Here is a 17,829-nt window from a genome sequence, read left to right as displayed (position 1 = left end):
GCGCGTTTATGTCCCGAATGTTGCAAATTGTCATGTTTGCGGAATGACGACATTCCGGATCCGCATGACTCGGGCGCTCGCGTCGGCACACGGTACAAATCGGTGCAGACGTCTACCCCCGACCCTGCCGCCATCAGGGTGGCCGGCCGGGCAGGGCGGGGCGCGCTCTTTATAATGGCGGGATGTCTACCGATACCTCATCCGGCGCCCCGCGCCGCGTCGTGCTCGCCTCGAACAACGCCGGCAAGCTGCGTGAATTTTCCGCTTTGTTCGCACCGCTGGGCATCGAGCTGATTCCCCAGGCCCAGCTCGGCGTGTCCGAGGCCGAAGAGCCGCACGTCACCTTTGTCGAAAACGCGCTGGCCAAGGCCCGCCACGCCAGCGCCGCCACCGGTCTGCCGGCGCTGGCCGACGACTCCGGCCTGTGCGTGGCCGCGCTCGGCGGCGCGCCCGGCGTGTATTCGGCCCGCTATGCCCAGCTGCACGGCGGCCCGCGCGAAGACGGCGCCAACAACGCGCTGCTGGTGCGCAATCTGGCCGGTCAGGCCGATCGGCATGCCTGGTACGTGGCCGTGCTGGTCATGGTGCAAAGCGCCGACGATCCCTGTCCGCTCATCGGCGAAGGGCACTGGCACGGTGAGATCGCGGCCGAGCCGCGCGGCGAGCATGGGTTCGGCTACGACCCGCACTTTTTCCTGCCCAGCCTGGGCAAGACGGCGGCCGAGCTCGATCCGGCCGAAAAAAATCGGGTCAGCCATCGCGCGATGGCCCTGGCTCAATTGCTGGAGAAGCTGCGCGCCCGCTGAGGCGGCGCGCTGCCCGTCATCGCATGGCCATCACCATTCCTATTCTGTCCGCCGGCGCGGCCCCGGTGCGCGCGCCGGTCGTGCTGCCGGCCGGCGCCACGCTCACCAGCCTGCCGCCCCTGTCGGTCTATGTGCACGTGCCCTGGTGCGTACGCAAGTGTCCTTACTGTGACTTCAATTCCCATGCCACCGCCGGCGGAGAAGAGATTCCGGAACGCGCCTATCTCGACGCGCTGCGCGCCGACCTGGAGCAGGCGATCCCTTCGATCTGGGGGCGCCAGGTCGTGTCGGTGTTCATCGGCGGCGGCACGCCCAGCCTGTTGTCGCCCGAGGGCCTGGACGAACTGCTCGCCATGTTGCGCGCCTGTCTCAATGTGCTGCCCGACGCCGAGATCACGATGGAGGCCAATCCGGGCACGGCCGAAGCCGGACGCTTCAAGGCCTACGCAGCGAGCGGCGTGAGCCGGGTGTCGCTGGGCATCCAGAGTTTCGACGACGCGCAGCTCAAGAAGCTGGGCCGGATCCACGACGCGGCGCAGGCGCGCGCGGCCATCGAGATGGCCCAGGCGGCATTCGGCCGGGTCAATCTGGACATGATGTTCGCCTTGCCGGGCCAGGATCTGGCGGCCTGCGAGGCCGATCTGCGCCAGGCGCTGTCGTTCGGGACGGAGCACCTGTCGCTCTATCACCTGACGCTCGAACCCAACACGGTATTCGCCAAGTACCCGCCCGAGGTGCCGGACGACGACACCAGCGCCGCCATGCAGGATCTGGTCGAGGACACCCTGGCCCAGGCCGGGTTGGCGCGCTACGAGGTGTCGGCCTACGCCCGGCCGGGGGCGCGCTGCCGCCACAACGTCAATTACTGGGAGTTCGGCGACTACCTCGGCCTGGGCCCCGGCGCGCACGGCAAACTGTCATTTCACGACCGTATCGTCCGCGAGGCACGGATGAAGAACCCGGAATCGTGGATGGAACGGGTGGCCCGGCGCGACGGCAGCCATATCGCCGAAACCCGGCTCGTGGGACCCGACGCGCTGCCGTTCGAGTACATGCTCAACGTGCTGCGCCTGAAAGAGGGCGTGGCGGCCTCGGCCTTCGAGGAGCGCACCGGAATGTCGCTCGCCACCATTGCGCACCAATTGGAGGCGGCCACCCGACGCGGTCTCCTCGACGCGGATCCCACCCGGCTCAAGGCCAGCGCACTGGGATGGCGCTTTCTCAACGATCTCCAGGAAATCTTCCTGTAATTGATCGGCACCAAACTGGGGCAATCGTGCCCCACGTTTTGCACCATTACGGTGCTACCATTTTCCAGAACCGTGCATGACCCCCGGGGATTCCCCCGGGGAAAACCTGGCACGCATATTGCTTCCTTGTTTTATGCCGGTCGGGCGACATAGCCCTCGACGCTTTTTCTAATGGAGATGACATGGCAAGCCCCAAAGACGTTCTCAAGCAGATCGCCGATAACGAAGTCAAGTTTGTAGATTTCCGCTTCACCGACACGCAAGGCCGTGAGCACCACGTCTCCGTGCCGACTTCGGCGGTCGATGAGGACAAGCTGGAAAGCGGTCAAGCTTTCGACGGCTCCTCGATCCCGGGCTGGAAGGGCATCGAAGCTTCCGACATGCTGCTCATCCCCGACCTGACCACCGCCAACCTGGATCCGTTCCGCGAAGAGCCGACGCTGATCCTGTCGTGCGACGTGGTCGAACCGTCGGACCTGAAGGGCTATGACCGCGACCCGCGTTCGCTGGCCAAGCGCGCCGAAGCCTACCTCAAGTCCTCCGGCCTGGGCGACACCGCCTACTTCGGTCCGGAACCCGAATTCTTCGTGTTCGACGGCGTGACCTGGAACACCGACATGTCGGGCACCTTCGTCAAGATCAAGTCCGAAGAAGCCCCGTGGTCGACCGGTCTGGAATTCGAAGGCGGCAACATGGGCCACCGTCCGGGCGTGAAGGGCGGCTACTTCCCCGTGCCCCCGGTCGATTCGTTCCAGGACATGCGTTCGGAAATGTGCCTGCTGCTCGAGCAGATGGGCGTGCCGGTCGAAGTGCACCACCACGAAGTGGCCGCACCGGGCCAGCTCGAAATCGGTACCAAGTTCAGCACGCTGGTTCAGCGCGCCGACTGGAACCAGATCATGAAGTACGTGATCCACAACGTCGCGCACGCCTACGGCAAGACCGCCACGTTCATGCCGAAGCCCGTCGTGGGTGACAACGGCTCGGGCATGCACGTGCACCAGTCGATCTGGAAGGACGGCCAGAACCTGTTCGCGGGCAACGGCTACGCCGGCCTGTCGGAATTCGCGCTGTACTACATCGGCGGCATCATCAAGCACGCTCGCGCGCTGAACGCCATCACCAACCCGGGTACCAACTCGTACAAGCGTCTGGTTCCGCACTTCGAAGCTCCGGTCAAGCTGGCCTACTCGGCCCGCAACCGTTCGGCCTCGATCCGTATTCCGTACGTGGGCAACCCCAAGGCGCGCCGTATCGAAACGCGCTTCCCGGATCCCCTGGCCAACCCGTACCTGGCCTTCTCGGCCCTGATGATGGCCGGTCTGGACGGCGTGCAGAACAAGATCCACCCGGGCGATCCGGCCGACAAGAACCTGTACGACCTGCCGCCGGAAGAGGATGCAAAGATCCCGACCGTCTGCGCGTCGCTGGAAGAAGCGCTGGCCGCGCTCGACAAGGACCGCGAGTTCCTGACCCGCGGTGGCGTGTTCAGCAACGAAATGCTGGACGCCTACATCGAGCTCAAGATGCTCGAAGTGACGCGTCTGCGCATGACCACGCACCCGGTCGAGTTCGACATGTACTACAGCCTGTGATCTTCCGCGGCTTGATGGGGGCCTAGGCCCCTTCCAGGGGCGGGCCAAGCGGTAGCTGGCCCGCCGACTGACCCGCCCCGGAGCCCCGAATGATGAACGTAGATGCTTTTGATTTTCTCGCCACGTCCGTTTTTCTGCTGAACGAGCGCGGCCACATCGAATACGCCAATGCGGCTTCCGAAGACCTCTTCGGCCGCTCCCGCAAGCAGTTGCGCGGCGCTTCGGCCGCCACGCTGTTCGACCATCCCGAAGATCTGCAGACGTCCATCGATGGCGCGGTGGCCGGCAAGTTTGCCGACGTGCGCCAGTTGTCGTCTTTCCGCCGCGGCTCCGAGTCCGCGGAAGTCACGGTCACCACCGTGGCGCTGACCGGCCAGACCTGGCCCGTCCTGATTGAAACCCGCGAGATCGAGCAGCGTGTGCTGGCCGACCGCAATCATCGCCTGGTCGACGAAATCGAGTCGCACCGCGAGCTGCTGCGCAATCTGGCGCACGAGGTCAAGAATCCCCTGGGTGGGCTGCGTGGCGCCGCGCAATTGCTCGAGGCCGAGCTGCCGAGCGCCGAGCTGGCCGAATACACGCAGGTCATCATTTCCGAAGCCGACCGCCTGCAGGCGCTGGTGGACCGCCTCAGCGGCCCGCAACGTGTGCCGCTCAATACGCGGCCGGTCAATATCCACGAGATCTGCGAGCGCGTCTGCGCGCTGATCCAGGCCGAGTTCCGCGACAGCGTGACGCTCGTGCGCGACTACGACGCGTCGGTCCCGGACATCCCGGGCGATGCCGCGCGCCTGATGCAGGCCGTGCTCAACGTGGCGCGCAATGCCGCGCAGGAGCTCAATCTGCAAAAAGGCAGCGACGTGCCGCCCGGACAGATCGTGCTGCGCACCCGCGTGGCGCGGCAGGTGATGCTGGCGCATCGCCACCACCGCCTCGCCCTCGTGCTGTCCATCATCGACAACGGTCCCGGTGTGCCCGAGCACATCCGCGACCGCATCTTTCATCCCCTGGTGACCGCCCGTGCCGGCGGCACCGGCCTGGGTCTGAGCCTGTCCCAGGATTTCGTGCAACAGCACGGAGGCATCATCGAATTCGAATCCCGTCCCCGGCATACCGAGTTCCGTCTGGTCCTTCCGATGGAGTCTTCATTGTGACGAAACCCGTTTGGATCGTCGACGACGATCAGGCCATCCGTTGGGTGCTCGAGAAAGCACTGGCCCGCGCCGGCATCGCCACCCGCAGCTTCCACCAGGCGCCCGATGTGCTGGATGCGCTCGCGCATGACATGCCCTCGGTGCTGGTGTCCGATATCCGCATGCCGGGCGGCAACGGCCTCGAGCTGCTGCGCCAGATCAAGGAGCGCCACGCCGGCCTGCCGGTGATCGTGATGACGGCGTTCGCCGATCTCGACAGCACCGTGTCGGCCTTTCAGGGCGGCGCGTTCGATTACCTGGCCAAGCCGTTCGACGTGAACGAAGCCGTGGCGCTGATCCAGCGCGCCATGCAGGAGTCCGAGCCGGCCTCCACGCAAAGCGAGAACAGCGAGGCGGCACAGAACAACGAGCGCTGGATGATGACGCAGTCGGCGTCCACCGCCATGCAGGAAGTGTTCCGCGCGATCGGCCGACTGGCGCAGTCCAAGGTCACCGTGCTGATCACCGGCGAGTCCGGCACCGGCAAGGAGCTGGTGGCGCGCGCGCTGCACGGCCACGGCGCCCGCGCGTCGGGTCCGTTCGTGGCGCTCAATGCCGCGGCCATCCCGCGCGACCTGCTCGAGGCGGAGCTGTTCGGTCACGAGCGCGGCGCCTTCACCGGCGCCAACACGCTGCGCCGCGGCCGCTTCGAAGAGGCCCATGGCGGCACGCTGTTCCTCGACGAAATCGGCGACATGCCGATCGAGCTCCAGACCCGCCTGCTGCGCGTGCTGGCCGAAGGCAGCTTTTATCGTGTTGGCGGTGCCCAGCCGGTGCGCGTGGACGTGCGCATCGTCGCGGCCACCCACCAGCCGCTCGAGCAGCGCGTGGAGCAGGGGCTGTTCCGCGAAGACTTGTTCCATCGCCTGAACGTGATCCGCCTGCGTCTGCCGCCGTTGCGCGAGCGCATCGAAGACATCCCGGCGCTGGCCAATCACTTCCTGGCCGCGAGCGCGCGCTCGCTCGGCGTGCCGGTCAAGCGCCTCACGCCCGAGGCGGTGTCGGTGCTCACCAAGTTCGATTTCCCGGGCAACGTGCGCCAGCTCGAGAACTTCTGCCACTGGCTGACCGTGATGGCGCCGGGCCAGACCATCGATCGCAATGACCTGCCGCCCGAGATCCGCGCGGTGGAGCATCAGTCGCACGTCATCAACGCCAATCCGGCGCGGCCGCTGGCCTCGTCCGAGGCCGGCCCTGGCGCCGCCGCGCCTGCGCCGGCCGCCGGCGGCTATGGCGGCGCAGCGGCGAGCGCCTATGCCGCCGTCGACGAGGTGCCCCGCAACTGGCAGGACGCCCTGTTGCGCGACGCGCAGTACCGTCTCGAACGCGGCGAGCCCGCCGTGATGGCGACGCTCACGCGTCAGTTCGAGAAAATCCTGCTGCAAAGCGCGCTGGACGCCAGCCGCGGCCGCCGGGTCGAGGCCGCATCGCGGCTCGGCATCGGCCGCAACACGATCACGCGCAAGCTGCGTGAATTGGGAATTGCCGACGAATAGATCAAGGCAGCCAACCCAAGGGGAAAGGGGAGAGCGCAAAGCGCCGCCCGGAACGATCCCCCCAGCGCCGGGCGTTGGGGGGATTTTTCTTGGATGCGCACCCGATCCAGCCGCTCACACGCCGTTTCAAACTGACAACGATGCGCGTGCGTCGCGGTTTACGCTCTGGCCCCGAGCCGGCGCGATGCCGGCGCCAGTCTGGAGATCCACGCGCATGGCCAAGGCGAAGAAGAAACTGCTGCCCAAGAATTTCGACGAACTGCTCGAGGCGGGCGACCACGAGGCGCTCAAAGCGGTATTCGAGACCTGCGCGCTCGATGCGCGCGGTGGCTACAGCAAGCAGACGGCGCTGGCGTTCAACGACTTTCCGGATGCGCTGGTGCGCTGGCTGGTGGAGCAGGGCGCCGACATCGGCGCGGTCGACAGTTACGGCGAGACGCCGCTGCATGCGCGGGCCGGCCATTGGGAGGGCAGGATCGAGGTGCTGCTGGATCTGGGCGCGGACGTGAATGCGGGCGAGGGGGCGCGCGGCACGCCGCTCCAGGAGGCCGCGGGCGTGGGTAACGCGGCCACTGCCCGGCTGCTGCTGGCGCGGGGCGCCAGGGTCGACGCGCTGAATGCGCAACGGCTCACGCCGCTCGAGTATGCGCTGCAGCGTTGCAGCAATACGCAGTTGTGCGGCATGGCCGAGGTGGCCTGCGTGCTGCTCGACGCCGGCGCCGCCCGCACGCCGCGCATGACGGATTTCGTGACCCGGCTCGGCGAAAACTTCGAGTTTCATCGCGCCAATTTCGATCCCGATTCGGTGGCGGAAACCAGCGCGGCGCTGGATCGGCTCTACGCGCTGTTCGACGTGCCGCCGGTGCCGCGCCGGGTGTTGCACGACGGCAAGACGCCGATCGTCGCGCGCGCGGGCACGTGGGAAGACCAGCATCAGGAACTGTGGGAGTTGCTGGTGCCCTCGAGCGGTGCCGCGGCCACGGTGCAGGGCGAGGTGATCCGCGTCACGGGCAAGATCCATCGCGAGCTTTACGGCAACGGCGGGGCGAACTGGGGCGCGGATTTCCGCGCCATGGCGGATGCGCTGCTCGTGCATCTGGGCTCGGGCGCGGCGCTGCCGGCGGCGCAGCGCGACGAGGCGGCCACCCTCGTTGCCGAGGTCAAGCGCAAGGACGGCGATACGTTCCGGCTCTGCGAACTGGCGGTGGCCTGGGTGGCGCTGAATCCGAAGCCCGTGGCGTTGCCGGCGCCGGCCTACAAGCGCTAGGCGGGGCGGCAGGGCGTGTCCGGCAAGCCCGGCCGCGCGCGATGCGCGGTGCGTCATCCGCGATGCGCGATCCGTGATGCGCGGTACGCGATCCGGGATGCGCGATGCGGGACCCGCGAGCCGCGCTACGCCAGCCTGACGTAATCCGGATAGCGCTGACAGATCTCTTCGACCTGGCTCAGCGTGCCCGACAGATGCTCGCGCAGCGCCTGCTGCGCGCCCGTGGCATCGTGCGCCGCGATGCGGTCCAGGATGCGCTGATGGTCGTCGAGGATGCGCTCGGCCTTGCCCGTTTCGGGCAGGTGCAGGCGGCGCAGGCGGTCGACATGGCCGCTGTAGCGCTGTTCCAGGTCCCAGAGGCCGGCCACGCCGGCGGCCTCGTGCATGTCGCGGTGAAACGCCTGATCGGCGGCGATGAAACGCGGGTAGTCGTCGGCGCGGCGCGCGGCCTGCTGCGCGTCGATGTGCAGTTGCAGGCGGGCGATCAGCGCCGGGTCGTCGCGCTGGGCCAGCAGGTTGACGATTTCGAGCTCGAGCGAACGGCGCAGAAAATGCGCCTCGCGGGCGGCAGCCACATCGATGCGGCTGACCACGGTGGTGTGCTGCGGAAAGATGTCGACCAGGCCGGCCTCGGACAGCCGCATGAGGGCGTCGCGGATCGGCGTCTGCGACAGACCGAAGGCCTCGGCGAGCTCCGGCCGGGCCAGCACCGTGCCCGGTTTGAGCTCCAGCGACACGATCAGGTCGCGCAGCTTTTCGAAGACCTGCGGCGCGGCATGGCGCGAGCGGTCGAGGTTGAGCACGGGCAGGACGTCGGCGAGATTCATGGGCGAAAAAGTGCGGTAGCCAGGATAGAGCCACGAGGTATTGCACGACCCTCCGGCGTGTCGCCAGAAGGGCCGCGGAAGCGCGCCGGCCTAGGGATTTTACCGGTCGGCGCTTCGTTGACATACTAATATATTAGTGTTTCAATCTTCTGCATAGCCGGTGCAATCCCGGAACAGACCGGCGCACCCGGCACCATGGAGACAGCAATGAAGCGGAGTTACGAGAGCCTGCGCAGCGCGCGCTGGATGGCCAAGGACGACCTGCGTTCGTTTGGTCATCGTTCACGCATGATGCAGATGGGTTATGCGCCCGAAGACTGGGTCGACCGGCCGATGATCGCGATCATCAACACCTGGTCCGATCTGAACCCCTGTCACAGCCACTTCAAGCAGCGCGTCGACGACGTGAAGCGCGGCGTGTTCCAGGCGGGCGGATTCCCGGTGGAGCTTCCGGCGATCTCGGTGTCCGAGTCGTTCGTCAAACCCACCACGATGCTCTATCGCAACTTCCTCGCCATGGAAACCGAGGAGCTGCTGCGCAGCCATCCGGTCGATGGCGCAGTGCTCATGGGCGGCTGCGACAAGACCACCCCCGGGCTCATCATGGGCGCCATCAGCGCCAATCTCCCCTGCGTCTACGTGCCCGCCGGCCCGATGCTGCGTGGCAACTGGAAGGGCAAGATTCTCGGTTCCGGTTCGGATGCCTGGAAGCTCTGGGACGAGCGCCGCGCCGGCAACATCAGCAAGGCCGAATGGACCGAAGTCGAGGGCGGCATCGCCCGCAGCTACGGCACCTGCATGACCATGGGCACCGCCAGCACCATGACCGCCATCGCCGAGGCCATCGGCATGACGCTGCCGGGCGCCTCGTCGATTCCGGCGGCCGACGTGAACCACATGCGCATGTCGGCCGAGTGCGGTCGCCGCGCCGTGGAGATGGTCTGGGAAGACCTCACGCCGCAGAAGATCCTCACCACCGCCTCGTTCAAGAACGCCATCAACGTGGCCATGGCGATGGGTTGCTCCACCAATGCCATCGTGCACCTGGTCGCCATGTCGCGCCGTGCCGGCTGCCAGGTCACGCTCGACGACTTCGACGCGGCCAGCCGCAAGGTGCCGGTGATCGCCAACATCCGGCCCAGTGGCGACACCTACCTGATGGAAGACTTCTATTACGCCGGCGGTCTGACGGCGCTGATGGAGCGTCTGGGCGAGCATCTCGATCGCAGCCCGCTCACCGTGACCGGCAAGTCGATCGGCGAAAACATCGCCGGCGCGCAGGTCTACAACGACGACGTGATCCGGCCGCTGGACAATGCCATCTACGACGAGGGCGCGCTCGCGGTCCTGCGTGGCAACATCGCGCCCGACGGCTGCGTCATCAAGCCGAGCGCCTGCGCGCCGCAGTTCCTGCAGCACACCGGGCCCGCGCTGGTGTTCGACGACTATCCCAGCATGAAGGCCGCGGTCGACGACGAGAACCTCGACGTCACCGCCGACCACATCATGATTCTGCGCAATGCGGGGCCGCAGGGTGGCCCGGGCATGCCGGAGTGGGGCATGCTGCCGATCCCGACCAAGCTCGTGAAGCAGGGCGTGCGCGACATGCTGCGTCTGTCGGATGCACGCATGAGCGGCACCAGCTACGGCGCCTGCATTCTGCACGCATCGCCCGAAGCCTATATCGGCGGTCCGCTGGCGCTGGTGCGCACCGGCGACCTGATCACGGTCGACGTGCCCGCCCGCACCATCCACGTGAACGTGAGCGACGAAGAGCTCGCCGCCCGCCGCGCCGCCTGGACGCCGCCGCCCAAGCGCTACGAGCGGGGCTATGGCTGGATGTACTCGCAACACATTCTGCAAGCCAACGACGGCTGCGACTTCGATTTTCTCGAAACCGATTTCGGCGCGCCCGTGCCGGAACCCGACATCTTCTGATCCCCGCGGGGCTGGCGCCTCGGCCCGGCCCCCGCGACGCATCTCGCGCCCCGCACCGCCAGCCGCACCTCGGCGCGTCGCGCCTCGCATCGCCCCCTTTCACCGGAGATTCGCCTTGTCCAAGCTCAACCCCGATACCCGCAAGCGCCTCTTGGGCGTGAGCACCGCCACGCTGTGCACCGCGCTCTTCAAGCGCGGTCTGCGCAACCAGTTCATCCAGGACGTGCATCCGCTCAATCCGAACCAGCCCAATATGGTGGGCGAGGCCTTCACGCTGCGCTACATCCCGGCGCGCGAAGATCTGAACTCGATCAAGGTGTTCGAAGACCGCAGCCATCCGCAACGCCTCGCCGTCGAGACCTGCCCCGAGGGCGCGGTCATGGTGATCGACAGCCGCAAGGATGCGCGCGCGGCTTCCGCGGGCTCGATTCTCGTCACCCGCCTGATGAAGCGTGGCGTCGTCGGCGTGATCACCGACGGTGGCTTCCGCGATTCGCCCGAGATCGCCGAGCTCGGCATCGCGGCCTATCATCAGCGTCCCTCGGCCCCGACCAATCTCACGCTGCATCAGGCGCTCGACATCAACGTGCCGATCGGTTGCGGCGACGTGGCGGTGTTTCCGGGCGATGTGATGGTGGGCGACCGCGAAGGCGTGGTCGTGATTCCCGCGCATCTGGCCGACGAGATCGCGGCCGAAGCCGTCGAAATGACCGCCTTCGAAGACTTCGTGACGGAAGAAGTGCAGGGCGGCGCGTCCATCCTGGGCCTGTACCCGCCCACCGAACCGGGCACGCGCGAGCGTTTCGCCGCCTGGCGCCAGCAGAAGGGCCGCTAGCGCGAGGCTTCATATACGCGGGCGGCAGTGCGCCGGCGTCATCGGAGGCAGGCGGGCAGACATAAGCCCGCCGCGTCCAGCTCGTCCGGCGTCCCATCGCGGGCGCCGGGCTCATCGAGAAGGCAGGAGACAAGCATGAACTCTTTACGCAACCCGGTTGCGCGCGCCGTCGTGGCCGTCGCGACGGCCGGCGCCGCCCTGGCTTTCGGCGCGGCGCAGGCCGCCGACTGGCCGAGCCAGAAGCCGATTTCCTATGTCGTGCCGTTCACCGTGGGCGGCTCGACCGACGTGGTGGGCCGTGTGATCGCGCAGAAGCTGGGCGAGCGCCTGGGCCAGAGCGTGGTGGTCGAGAACAAGCCTGGCGCGGCCGGCGGCATCGGCGCGACCTACGTGGCCAAGGCGCCGCCCGACGGCTACACGCTGTTCGGCGGCACCATCAGCACGCACGCGATCAACGCCAGTCTGTACAAAAGCCTCAAGTACGATCCCGTGAAGGACTTCGAGCCCGTGTCGCTGGTCGCCACGCTGCCGAACGTGCTGCTCGTCGATCCCAATCTCAACGTGAACTCGGTGCAGGACCTGATCGCGCTGCTCAAGCGCGACCCCACCAAGCGCACCTTCGCGTCGTCCGGCGCCGGCACCTCCACCCATCTGACCGGCGAGCTGTTCGCCCGCACCATCGGCGTGCCGCTCACGCACGTGCCGTACAAGGGCACGCCGCCCGCGATGATCGATGTGTCGTCGGGCGCGGTGACCTTCATGTTCGACCAGATGACGGCCGCGCTGCCGCTGCTGCAGCAGGGCAAGCTCAAGCTGCTCGCCGTGACCACGCCCAACCGCATCGCCCTGTCGCCCGACACACCCACGCTGGCCGAGGCCGGCGTGCCGGGCTTCTCGGTGGCGTCGTGGCAGGCCGTGTACGCCCCGAAGGGCACGCCCAAGCCCATCGTCGACCGCCTGTCCAAGGAGATCGCCGCGATCCTGAAAGAGCCGGACGTGCAGGAGCGCCTGGGCACGACCATGGGAATGGAACTCGTGGGCGGCACGCCCGAGCAGCTGCGCGAGCTGATGGCCTCGGAAATCCCGCGCTGGGCCAAGGTCGTGCAGGAGTCGGGCGCAAGCGTCGACTGACCGCCTTCCCGGCATCCCGAACCGGCCCGCATGGGCCGGTTTTTCATTGCGCGCCGGGCGCCGGGCGCTTCGGCCGTGGCCGCGGCTAGTCGGCGCGCACGCCGAGCAGCGACTCGCACAGCCGCGGCGAGCGCAGGCGCTCCAGCCACCACTTGAGCGCCTGCCCGGCCGCTTCGGGGCGCCACGCGTACACGACGTGTTCGGTGAGCGGGATCACATCCGACGTGGGGCACACCACGAGTCTGCCCTGGGTGATGTACGGGGCGGCCAGGGTGAGCGGCAGGTGGCCGCAGCCCAGGCCGCGCATCTGCGCTTCGATCTTGGCCTCCATGGTGGGCATCACGATCATGGCCTGGTTCTGCAGCACGCCCCGCGTGCGCGGCGGCAGGTTGCGCGAGGTGTCGGCCACCACGATGACGCAGTGCGCGGCGATGTCCTGCGGCGTGAGCGGGCGGTCCAGGCGGGCGAGCGGATGATGCGGAGCCACGCAAAAGCCGAACTGCGTATCGCCCATGGGCTGGCTGCGATAGGCCCCCGCGGGCGCGGCGGCCGCGTCGGCGCCGATCACGAGGTCGGCCCGGTTGGACATGAGCGCATCCCAGTTGCCGCTCAGTACCTCGGTGGAGAAGCGCAGCGTGGTGGCGCTCGCCACCGATTCAAACTCCCGCATCAGGTCGTAGAGCGGCTCCAGCGGCAGCACGGCGCTGACGGCGATGCGCAGCTCTACCTCCCAGCCGGTGGCCACGCGCTTGACGCGGCAGGCCAGATCATCCAGCGACTGCAGCACCACGCGGCCATCGTCGAGCAAGGTCTGGCCGGCTTCGGTGAGCCGCGCCTTGTGCCCGGAGCGGTCGAACAGCAGCACGTCCAGGCCGTCCTCGAGCTTGCGCACCGCGTAGGTGACGGCGGAGGGCACCTTGCCCAGCTCGCGCGCCGCGCGGGCGAAGCTGCCGTGGCGCGCGATGGCGTCGACCATGGCGAGCAGCTCCGGGGTGATCGAGGTGATGTCGGGGGCGGCCGGGGCCGGGCGGAAGGGGCTGTTCATCGAGGGGCGGCGGGAGATCATTCAATTAATTTGAATGATCTCATCAAATCCACGCCACCTCAATGCCGGGCCCGGCGCGCAGAATGTGATTCATCCGGTGAACGACACCGGAGCGCCAGACGGAATAGGCCGGACTGGCATCCGACAACAGATCGTTCATCAAATCGAAACCAGGAGTACACCATGATCACCCTTCGCCCCGCCGCCGATCGAGGACACGCCAACCATGGCTGGCTGGATTCTTGGCACACGTTTTCGTTCGCCAACTACTACGATCCCGAGCACATGGGTTTTGGCCCGCTGCGCGTGATCAACGACGACCGCATCGCGGCCGGCCGCGGCTTCGGCACGCACGGCCATCGCGACATGGAAATCATCACCTACGTGCTGGACGGCGCGGTGGCGCACAAGGACAGCATGGGCACCGGCTCGACGGTGCGCCCGGGCGATGTGCAACGCATGAGCGCCGGCCGCGGCGTGCTGCATTCGGAGTTCAACCCGCAGCCCGACGCCGGTACGCACATGCTGCAGATCTGGATTCAGCCCGACGTGACCGGCATCGAGCCCGAGTACGATCAAAAGTCGTACTCCGCCGAGGACAAGCGCGGCAAGCTGGTGCAGGTGATTTCGCCGGACGGCGCCGACGGCTCGATGCGCATTCACCAGGACGCGCGTCTGTACGCCGGCCTGTTCGATGGCGCCGAAACCGCCGAGCTGCCGCTGGCGGCGGGCCGCAAGGCCTGGGTGCATCTGGCCCGCGGTAACGTGACCGTCAATGGTCAGGTGCTGCAAGCCGGCGACGCCGTGGCGCTCGATGGCGAAGCCAGTGTGCGCATCGAACACGGCGATGCCGCCGAAGTGCTGGTGTTCGACTTGCCGTAAAGTGGGATGCGTGGCGCGCCCCGGCCTCGAGCCGGGCGCGCCGCGCCGAGTCCCGCGCCGCCTTCGCTCTTGCCTGTCCGGGCGCCTTGCCCAACTCTTCCTACCTCCGACTCAGGTGTCTCATGTCCGATCTGTCCCATTCCGAACCCTCCAGCGCCGTCGATACGGTCGTCGTGCCCCGCACCAGCGACCTGGGCGATTTCGAGGTGAAGCGTGCATTGCCGTCGGCCCAGCGCCGCTCGGTCGGTGCGTTCGTTTTTCTCGATGAAATGGGCCCGGCCCTGTTCCCCGCGAACACCGGGATGGACGTGCGGCCGCACCCCCACATCGGCCTCGAGACCGTGACCTACCTGTACGAGGGCGGCATCATGCACCGCGACAGCGCGGGCCACACGCAGCTGATCTCGCCGGGAGAAGTGAACTGGATGACCGCCGGCCGCGGCATCGTCCACTCCGAGCGTTCCTCGGAAGAAGCGCGCAAGGGTCCGCAGCGGCTCTACGGCCTGCAGACCTGGGTGGCCCTGCCGCGCCAGCACGAAGAGACCGATCCGGGTTTCACGCACTACGGCCTGGACGCGCAACCTATCGTCGAAGGCGAGGGCGTGCGCACGCAGGTGGTGGCCGGTACGCTGTTCGGCAAGACCTCGTCGGTCAAGACCCTGTCGCCGCTGTTCTACGGCGACGTGCAGATGCGCGCCGGTTCGCAGGTGCAGCTCGACGCGGAGTACGAGGAGCGCGCCGCCTATCTGGTGCAGGGCACGATCGAGGTCGATGGACTGGTGTTCGAACCGGGCCGTCTGGTGGTGTTCAAGCCCGGCTGTCCGGTAACCGTGAAGGCGCTCACCGAAGCGCGCTTCGCGGTGTTGGGCGGCGAGCCGCTCGATGGCCCGCGCTTTATCTGGTGGAACTTCGTGTCGAGCAGCAAGGACCGCATCGAGCAGGCCAAGGACGACTGGTCGCGCGACCGCTTCAATCAGGTCGTGCCGGGCGACGAGAGCGAGTTCATTCCGCTGCCGCCGCCGCGCGTCTGAACGATCTGCCTCAGCGGCCCCGCGCGTAGGCCTGTTCGCGCTGTTCTGCGAGGGCTTCGCGGCGGATGAAGTCGCGCACGAAGTCGCTGGCCGGCAGATGGCGCAGGTTGTAGGGCGTGTCCCACTGCGCGATCTCGCCCTTGGCCATGATGCCGATCCGATCGGCGATGGCGAAGGCCTCGGCCTGGTTGTGCGTGACCAGAATGGCGGTGTGGCCGGTCTTCTTGAGGATGTCGCGCACCTCGAAGGCGAGGCGTTCGCGCGTGTCCACGTCGAGATTGGAGAAGGGCTCGTCGAGCAGCAGCAGCTCGGGCGAGGGCGCCAGCGCGCGCGCCAGGGCCACCCGCTGCTGCTGGCCGCCGGAGATCTCGTGCGGATAGCTGCCCGCCACATGCCCCAGGCCCACGAGCTCGAGCATCTCGGTGACGCGCTCGGACCGCGCGGTGCGCTCCAGCTTGCGCAGGCCGAAGGCCACGTTCTCGCTCACCGTGAGATGCGGGAACAGCGCGTAGTCCTGGAACATCATGCCGACGTTGCGGCGTTCGGGCGCCACCTGCTCGGTGGGCGAGGACAGCACGCGTCCGGCCAGCGCGATGTGGCCGGCGCGCACCGGCTCGAAACCGGCGATGCTGCGCAGCACGGTGGTCTTGCCGCAGCCGGATTCGCCCAGCAGGCAGCCGATGTGGCCGGCGGGCAAGCCCAGGCTCAGATCGCTCACGATGGTCTTCAGGCCGGCGGGCGTGTCGTAGCCCAGCGCGATGTTCGAAATTTGTAGCAGGTCGGACGACATCTCAATGTCCCATCTTCAGGTTCGTGCGCGCCAGCAGGATCACGGGCAGGAGTCCGGCCAGCACGATGGCCAGGGCCGCGACCGCGCCTTCTTCGTAGGTGCCGCGCGCGGCTTCGGCGTACAGCCAGGTGGCCAGCGTGTCGAAATTCATCGGCCGCAACAGCAGGGTGGCGGGCAGCTCTTTCATGGTGTCCACGAACACCAGCAGGGCGGCCGCGGCCAGGGCCGGGCGCAACAGCGGCAGGTGCACGCGGCGCAGCGTGCCGGCGGGCGTTTCGCCCAGCAGCCGCGACGCCTGTTCGAGCGAGGCCGGAATGCGCGCCAGGCCGGCCTCGATGCCGCCGGTGGAGATCGCGAGAAAGCGGATGGTATAGGCGCAGACCAGCGCGCCCATGCTGCCCATCAGCAGCATGCCTTCGAAGCCGAACAGGCCGCCCGCGGCGCGGTCGATCCAGGTGAACGGCGTGAGCAGGCCGATGGCGAGCACGGTGCCCGGCACGGCGTAGCCCAGGCTCGCCACGCGGGCGCACATGCGGCCCGGGTTGAAGCGGGCGCTTTCGCGCAGCGTGCGGCCGGCCCAGGCCACGATCAGGCCGCAGACGAGCGTGATGACCGTGGCGGCCGTGGCGATGATGAGCGTGTTCTGCAGGCCGGTGAGCAACTGCCCCGAGACCCCGCCCACCAGATGCAAGCGCTTGTAGGTTTCCCAGACCAGATAGGCCGCGGGCGCCACGAAGCCCAGCAACACCGGGATCCAGCCCAGCACGATGGCGAGCACGGCATGCACGCCGCGCAGACTGCGCGGCTGCATCGGCCGCATGCGCTGGGTGTTGGCATAGCGCTGGCGCTTGCGGCCCTGGCGTTCGAGCAGGATCAGCGCGACCACGAACAGCAGCATGGTGAGCGCGATCTGGGCCGCGCCCGCCAGGTCGGAGCGCGTGACCCAGGTGGTGTAGACCGACACGGTGAGCGTCTGCACGCCGAGGAATTCGGAGGCACCGATGTCGTTGAGCGTTTCGAGCAGCGCCAGGCTCACGCCCACGGCGATGGCGGGGCGGGCGAGCGGCAGCGCCACCCGCACGAAGACGCCGACGCGGCCGGCGCCCAGCGAGCGCGCGGCCTCGAGCAGGCTGGCGGCCTGCGTCATGAACATCACGCGCGTGCTCAGGTAGACGTAGGGGTAGAGCACGAAGCCCAGCACGAAGATCGCGCCCCAGATCGAGCGCAGGTCGGGCAGGCGGAACTGGCGCGGGCTGTCGTAGCCCAGCAGAGTGCGGATCGCGCCCTGGATCGGGCCGATCGGATGCAGCAGATCGAGGTAGGCGAACGCGATGATGTAGGTCGGTACGGCCAGCGGCAGCAGCAGCGCCCAGGTCAGCATCCGCCGGGTCGGGAATTCGTAAGCGGTGACCAGCCAGGCGGCGCCGGTGCCCAGCAGCGTGACCAGCACGCCCACGCCGGCCAGCAGCATCGCGGTGTTGGCGAGCGCCTGCGGCAGGACGTACTGCGCCAGGTGCTGCCAGTGGGCGAGGTCGGCGTCAGCGGCCCACCAGACGAGGGCGGCGATGGGGGCGGCGACGGCCAGCGCGATCAGCAGGGCGCCGATGAGCCAGCCCGCGCCACGTTCTGAACGGCGCGGCCACCAGCGGACGGGGGCGGGCACCCTCGCGGTCGATTCGATATGCATGCTTCTTCAGGTAGGGAAAGCACAAAAGCGGCACGAGGCCGCTTTGCCGATCTGCA

General features: G+C 67.7%; 15 protein-coding genes. 11 read left to right on the top strand and 4 right to left on the bottom strand.

The genetic code is table 11. The features are described from left to right. The first annotated feature begins 182 nt into the window (after positions 1 to 182). The 6 genes from rdgB (at position 183) to CEK29_RS14955 (ending at position 7,607) form a co-directional block, all read left to right on the top strand. A complete protein-coding gene (gene rdgB, locus CEK29_RS14980; protein ID WP_094858586.1) occupies positions 183 to 806 on the top strand; it encodes an RdgB/HAM1 family non-canonical purine NTP pyrophosphatase in 624 nt (207 codons plus the stop codon). Between the two features lie 23 nt (positions 807 to 829). After that, the gene (gene hemW, locus CEK29_RS14975) at positions 830 to 2,056 is read left to right on the top strand and encodes a radical SAM family heme chaperone HemW (protein ID WP_094858585.1); all 1,227 of its coding nucleotides are present in this window, start codon (positions 830 to 832) and stop codon (positions 2,054 to 2,056) included. Between the two features lie 182 nt (positions 2,057 to 2,238). Further along, a complete protein-coding gene (glnA, locus tag CEK29_RS14970) occupies positions 2,239 to 3,651 on the top strand; it encodes a type I glutamate--ammonia ligase (RefSeq protein ID WP_094801675.1) in 1,413 nt (470 codons plus the stop codon). 92 nt (positions 3,652 to 3,743) lie between these two features. Next, on the top strand, positions 3,744 to 4,805 hold the full coding sequence (glnL, locus tag CEK29_RS14965) for a nitrogen regulation protein NR(II) (protein WP_170948520.1): 1,062 nt from the start codon (positions 3,744 to 3,746) through the stop codon (positions 4,803 to 4,805). After that, positions 4,802 to 6,340: a nitrogen regulation protein NR(I) gene (gene ntrC, locus CEK29_RS14960; RefSeq protein WP_094858584.1), complete on the top strand. Its 1,539-nt coding sequence runs from the start codon at positions 4,802 to 4,804 to the stop codon at positions 6,338 to 6,340. Before glnL ends, ntrC begins: the two co-directional genes overlap by 4 nt. Before the next feature lie 214 nt (positions 6,341 to 6,554). Next, the gene (locus CEK29_RS14955; RefSeq protein ID WP_094858583.1) at positions 6,555 to 7,607 is read left to right on the top strand and encodes an ankyrin repeat domain-containing protein; all 1,053 of its coding nucleotides are present in this window, start codon (positions 6,555 to 6,557) and stop codon (positions 7,605 to 7,607) included. A 125-nt stretch (positions 7,608 to 7,732) separates the two neighbouring features. On the opposite strand, the gene CEK29_RS14950 is transcribed toward CEK29_RS14955, so the two are convergent. Next, complete coding sequence (locus CEK29_RS14950) at positions 7,733 to 8,434, bottom strand: GntR family transcriptional regulator (protein WP_094801667.1); 702 nt, start codon at positions 8,432 to 8,434, stop codon at positions 7,733 to 7,735. Between the two features lie 207 nt (positions 8,435 to 8,641). Between CEK29_RS14950 and araD the strand changes: the two genes are divergently transcribed. The 3 genes from araD to CEK29_RS14935 all read left to right on the top strand — a co-directional run bounded on the left by araD (position 8,642) and on the right by CEK29_RS14935 (position 12,338). Further along, positions 8,642 to 10,372 (top strand): L-arabinonate dehydratase, encoded by a 1,731-nt coding sequence (gene araD, locus CEK29_RS14945; protein WP_094801665.1) that lies wholly within the window; start codon positions 8,642 to 8,644, stop codon positions 10,370 to 10,372. Between the two features lie 115 nt (positions 10,373 to 10,487). Continuing rightward, entirely contained in the window at positions 10,488 to 11,207 is a 720-nt protein-coding gene (locus CEK29_RS14940) for a ribonuclease activity regulator RraA (protein ID WP_094801663.1), read from the top strand. Positions 11,208 to 11,342: 135 nt separating this feature from the next. Further along, positions 11,343 to 12,338, top strand: coding sequence for a Bug family tripartite tricarboxylate transporter substrate binding protein (locus tag CEK29_RS14935; RefSeq protein WP_094858582.1), 996 nt, complete (start codon positions 11,343 to 11,345; stop codon positions 12,336 to 12,338). 85 nt (positions 12,339 to 12,423) lie between these two features. Here the strand turns inward: CEK29_RS14935 and CEK29_RS14930 are convergent, their stop codons facing one another. Further along, positions 12,424 to 13,383: a LysR family transcriptional regulator gene (locus CEK29_RS14930; protein WP_094858715.1), complete on the bottom strand. Its 960-nt coding sequence runs from the start codon at positions 13,381 to 13,383 to the stop codon at positions 12,424 to 12,426. 183 nt (positions 13,384 to 13,566) lie between these two features. On the opposite strand from CEK29_RS14930, the gene CEK29_RS14925 reads away from it, so the two are divergent. Both CEK29_RS14925 and CEK29_RS14920 read left to right on the top strand, forming a co-directional pair. Beyond that, the gene (locus CEK29_RS14925; RefSeq protein WP_094801657.1) at positions 13,567 to 14,265 is read left to right on the top strand and encodes a pirin family protein; all 699 of its coding nucleotides are present in this window, start codon (positions 13,567 to 13,569) and stop codon (positions 14,263 to 14,265) included. Between the two features lie 122 nt (positions 14,266 to 14,387). Beyond that, positions 14,388 to 15,296, top strand: coding sequence for a pirin family protein (locus CEK29_RS14920; protein ID WP_094801655.1), 909 nt, complete (start codon positions 14,388 to 14,390; stop codon positions 15,294 to 15,296). A 10-nt stretch (positions 15,297 to 15,306) separates the two neighbouring features. Here CEK29_RS14920 and CEK29_RS14915 read toward each other — a convergent pair whose 3' ends face one another. Next, a complete protein-coding gene (locus CEK29_RS14915) occupies positions 15,307 to 16,086 on the bottom strand; it encodes an ABC transporter ATP-binding protein (RefSeq protein ID WP_094858581.1) in 780 nt (259 codons plus the stop codon). 1 nt (position 16,087) lies between these two features. Further along, the gene (locus CEK29_RS14910; RefSeq protein ID WP_094858580.1) at positions 16,088 to 17,773 is read right to left on the bottom strand and encodes an ABC transporter permease; all 1,686 of its coding nucleotides are present in this window, start codon (positions 17,771 to 17,773) and stop codon (positions 16,088 to 16,090) included. Positions 17,774 to 17,829: the final 56 nt, after the last annotated feature.

The organism is Bordetella genomosp. 5, from assembly GCF_002261475.1.
Classification (GTDB): domain Bacteria; phylum Pseudomonadota; class Gammaproteobacteria; order Burkholderiales; family Burkholderiaceae_B; genus Bordetella.
The sequence above is the reverse complement of the archived record's forward strand: the minus strand, read 5'-3'. Positions and strand labels throughout refer to the sequence as shown.

Coding starts and splice junctions, on each gene's coding strand:
- CEK29_RS14955 (WP_094858583.1), top strand. CDS start 6,555: ATGGCCAAGGCGAAGAAGAAACTGCTGCCCAAGAATTTCGACGAACTG.
- CEK29_RS14920 (WP_094801655.1), top strand. CDS start 14,388: ATGTCCGATCTGTCCCATTCCGAACCCTCCAGCGCCGTCGATACGGTC.
- CEK29_RS14950 (WP_094801667.1), bottom strand. CDS start 8,434: ATGAATCTCGCCGACGTCCTGCCCGTGCTCAACCTCGACCGCTCGCGC.
- rdgB (WP_094858586.1), top strand. CDS start 183: ATGTCTACCGATACCTCATCCGGCGCCCCGCGCCGCGTCGTGCTCGCC.
- hemW (WP_094858585.1), top strand. CDS start 830: ATGGCCATCACCATTCCTATTCTGTCCGCCGGCGCGGCCCCGGTGCGC.
- CEK29_RS14925 (WP_094801657.1), top strand. CDS start 13,567: ATGATCACCCTTCGCCCCGCCGCCGATCGAGGACACGCCAACCATGGC.
- CEK29_RS14935 (WP_094858582.1), top strand. CDS start 11,343: ATGAACTCTTTACGCAACCCGGTTGCGCGCGCCGTCGTGGCCGTCGCG.
- araD (WP_094801665.1), top strand. CDS start 8,642: ATGAAGCGGAGTTACGAGAGCCTGCGCAGCGCGCGCTGGATGGCCAAG.
- glnL (WP_170948520.1), top strand. CDS start 3,744: ATGAACGTAGATGCTTTTGATTTTCTCGCCACGTCCGTTTTTCTGCTG.
- CEK29_RS14915 (WP_094858581.1), bottom strand. CDS start 16,086: ATGTCGTCCGACCTGCTACAAATTTCGAACATCGCGCTGGGCTACGAC.
- CEK29_RS14910 (WP_094858580.1), bottom strand. CDS start 17,773: ATGCATATCGAATCGACCGCGAGGGTGCCCGCCCCCGTCCGCTGGTGG.
- glnA (WP_094801675.1), top strand. CDS start 2,239: ATGGCAAGCCCCAAAGACGTTCTCAAGCAGATCGCCGATAACGAAGTC.
- CEK29_RS14930 (WP_094858715.1), bottom strand. CDS start 13,383: ATGAACAGCCCCTTCCGCCCGGCCCCGGCCGCCCCCGACATCACCTCG.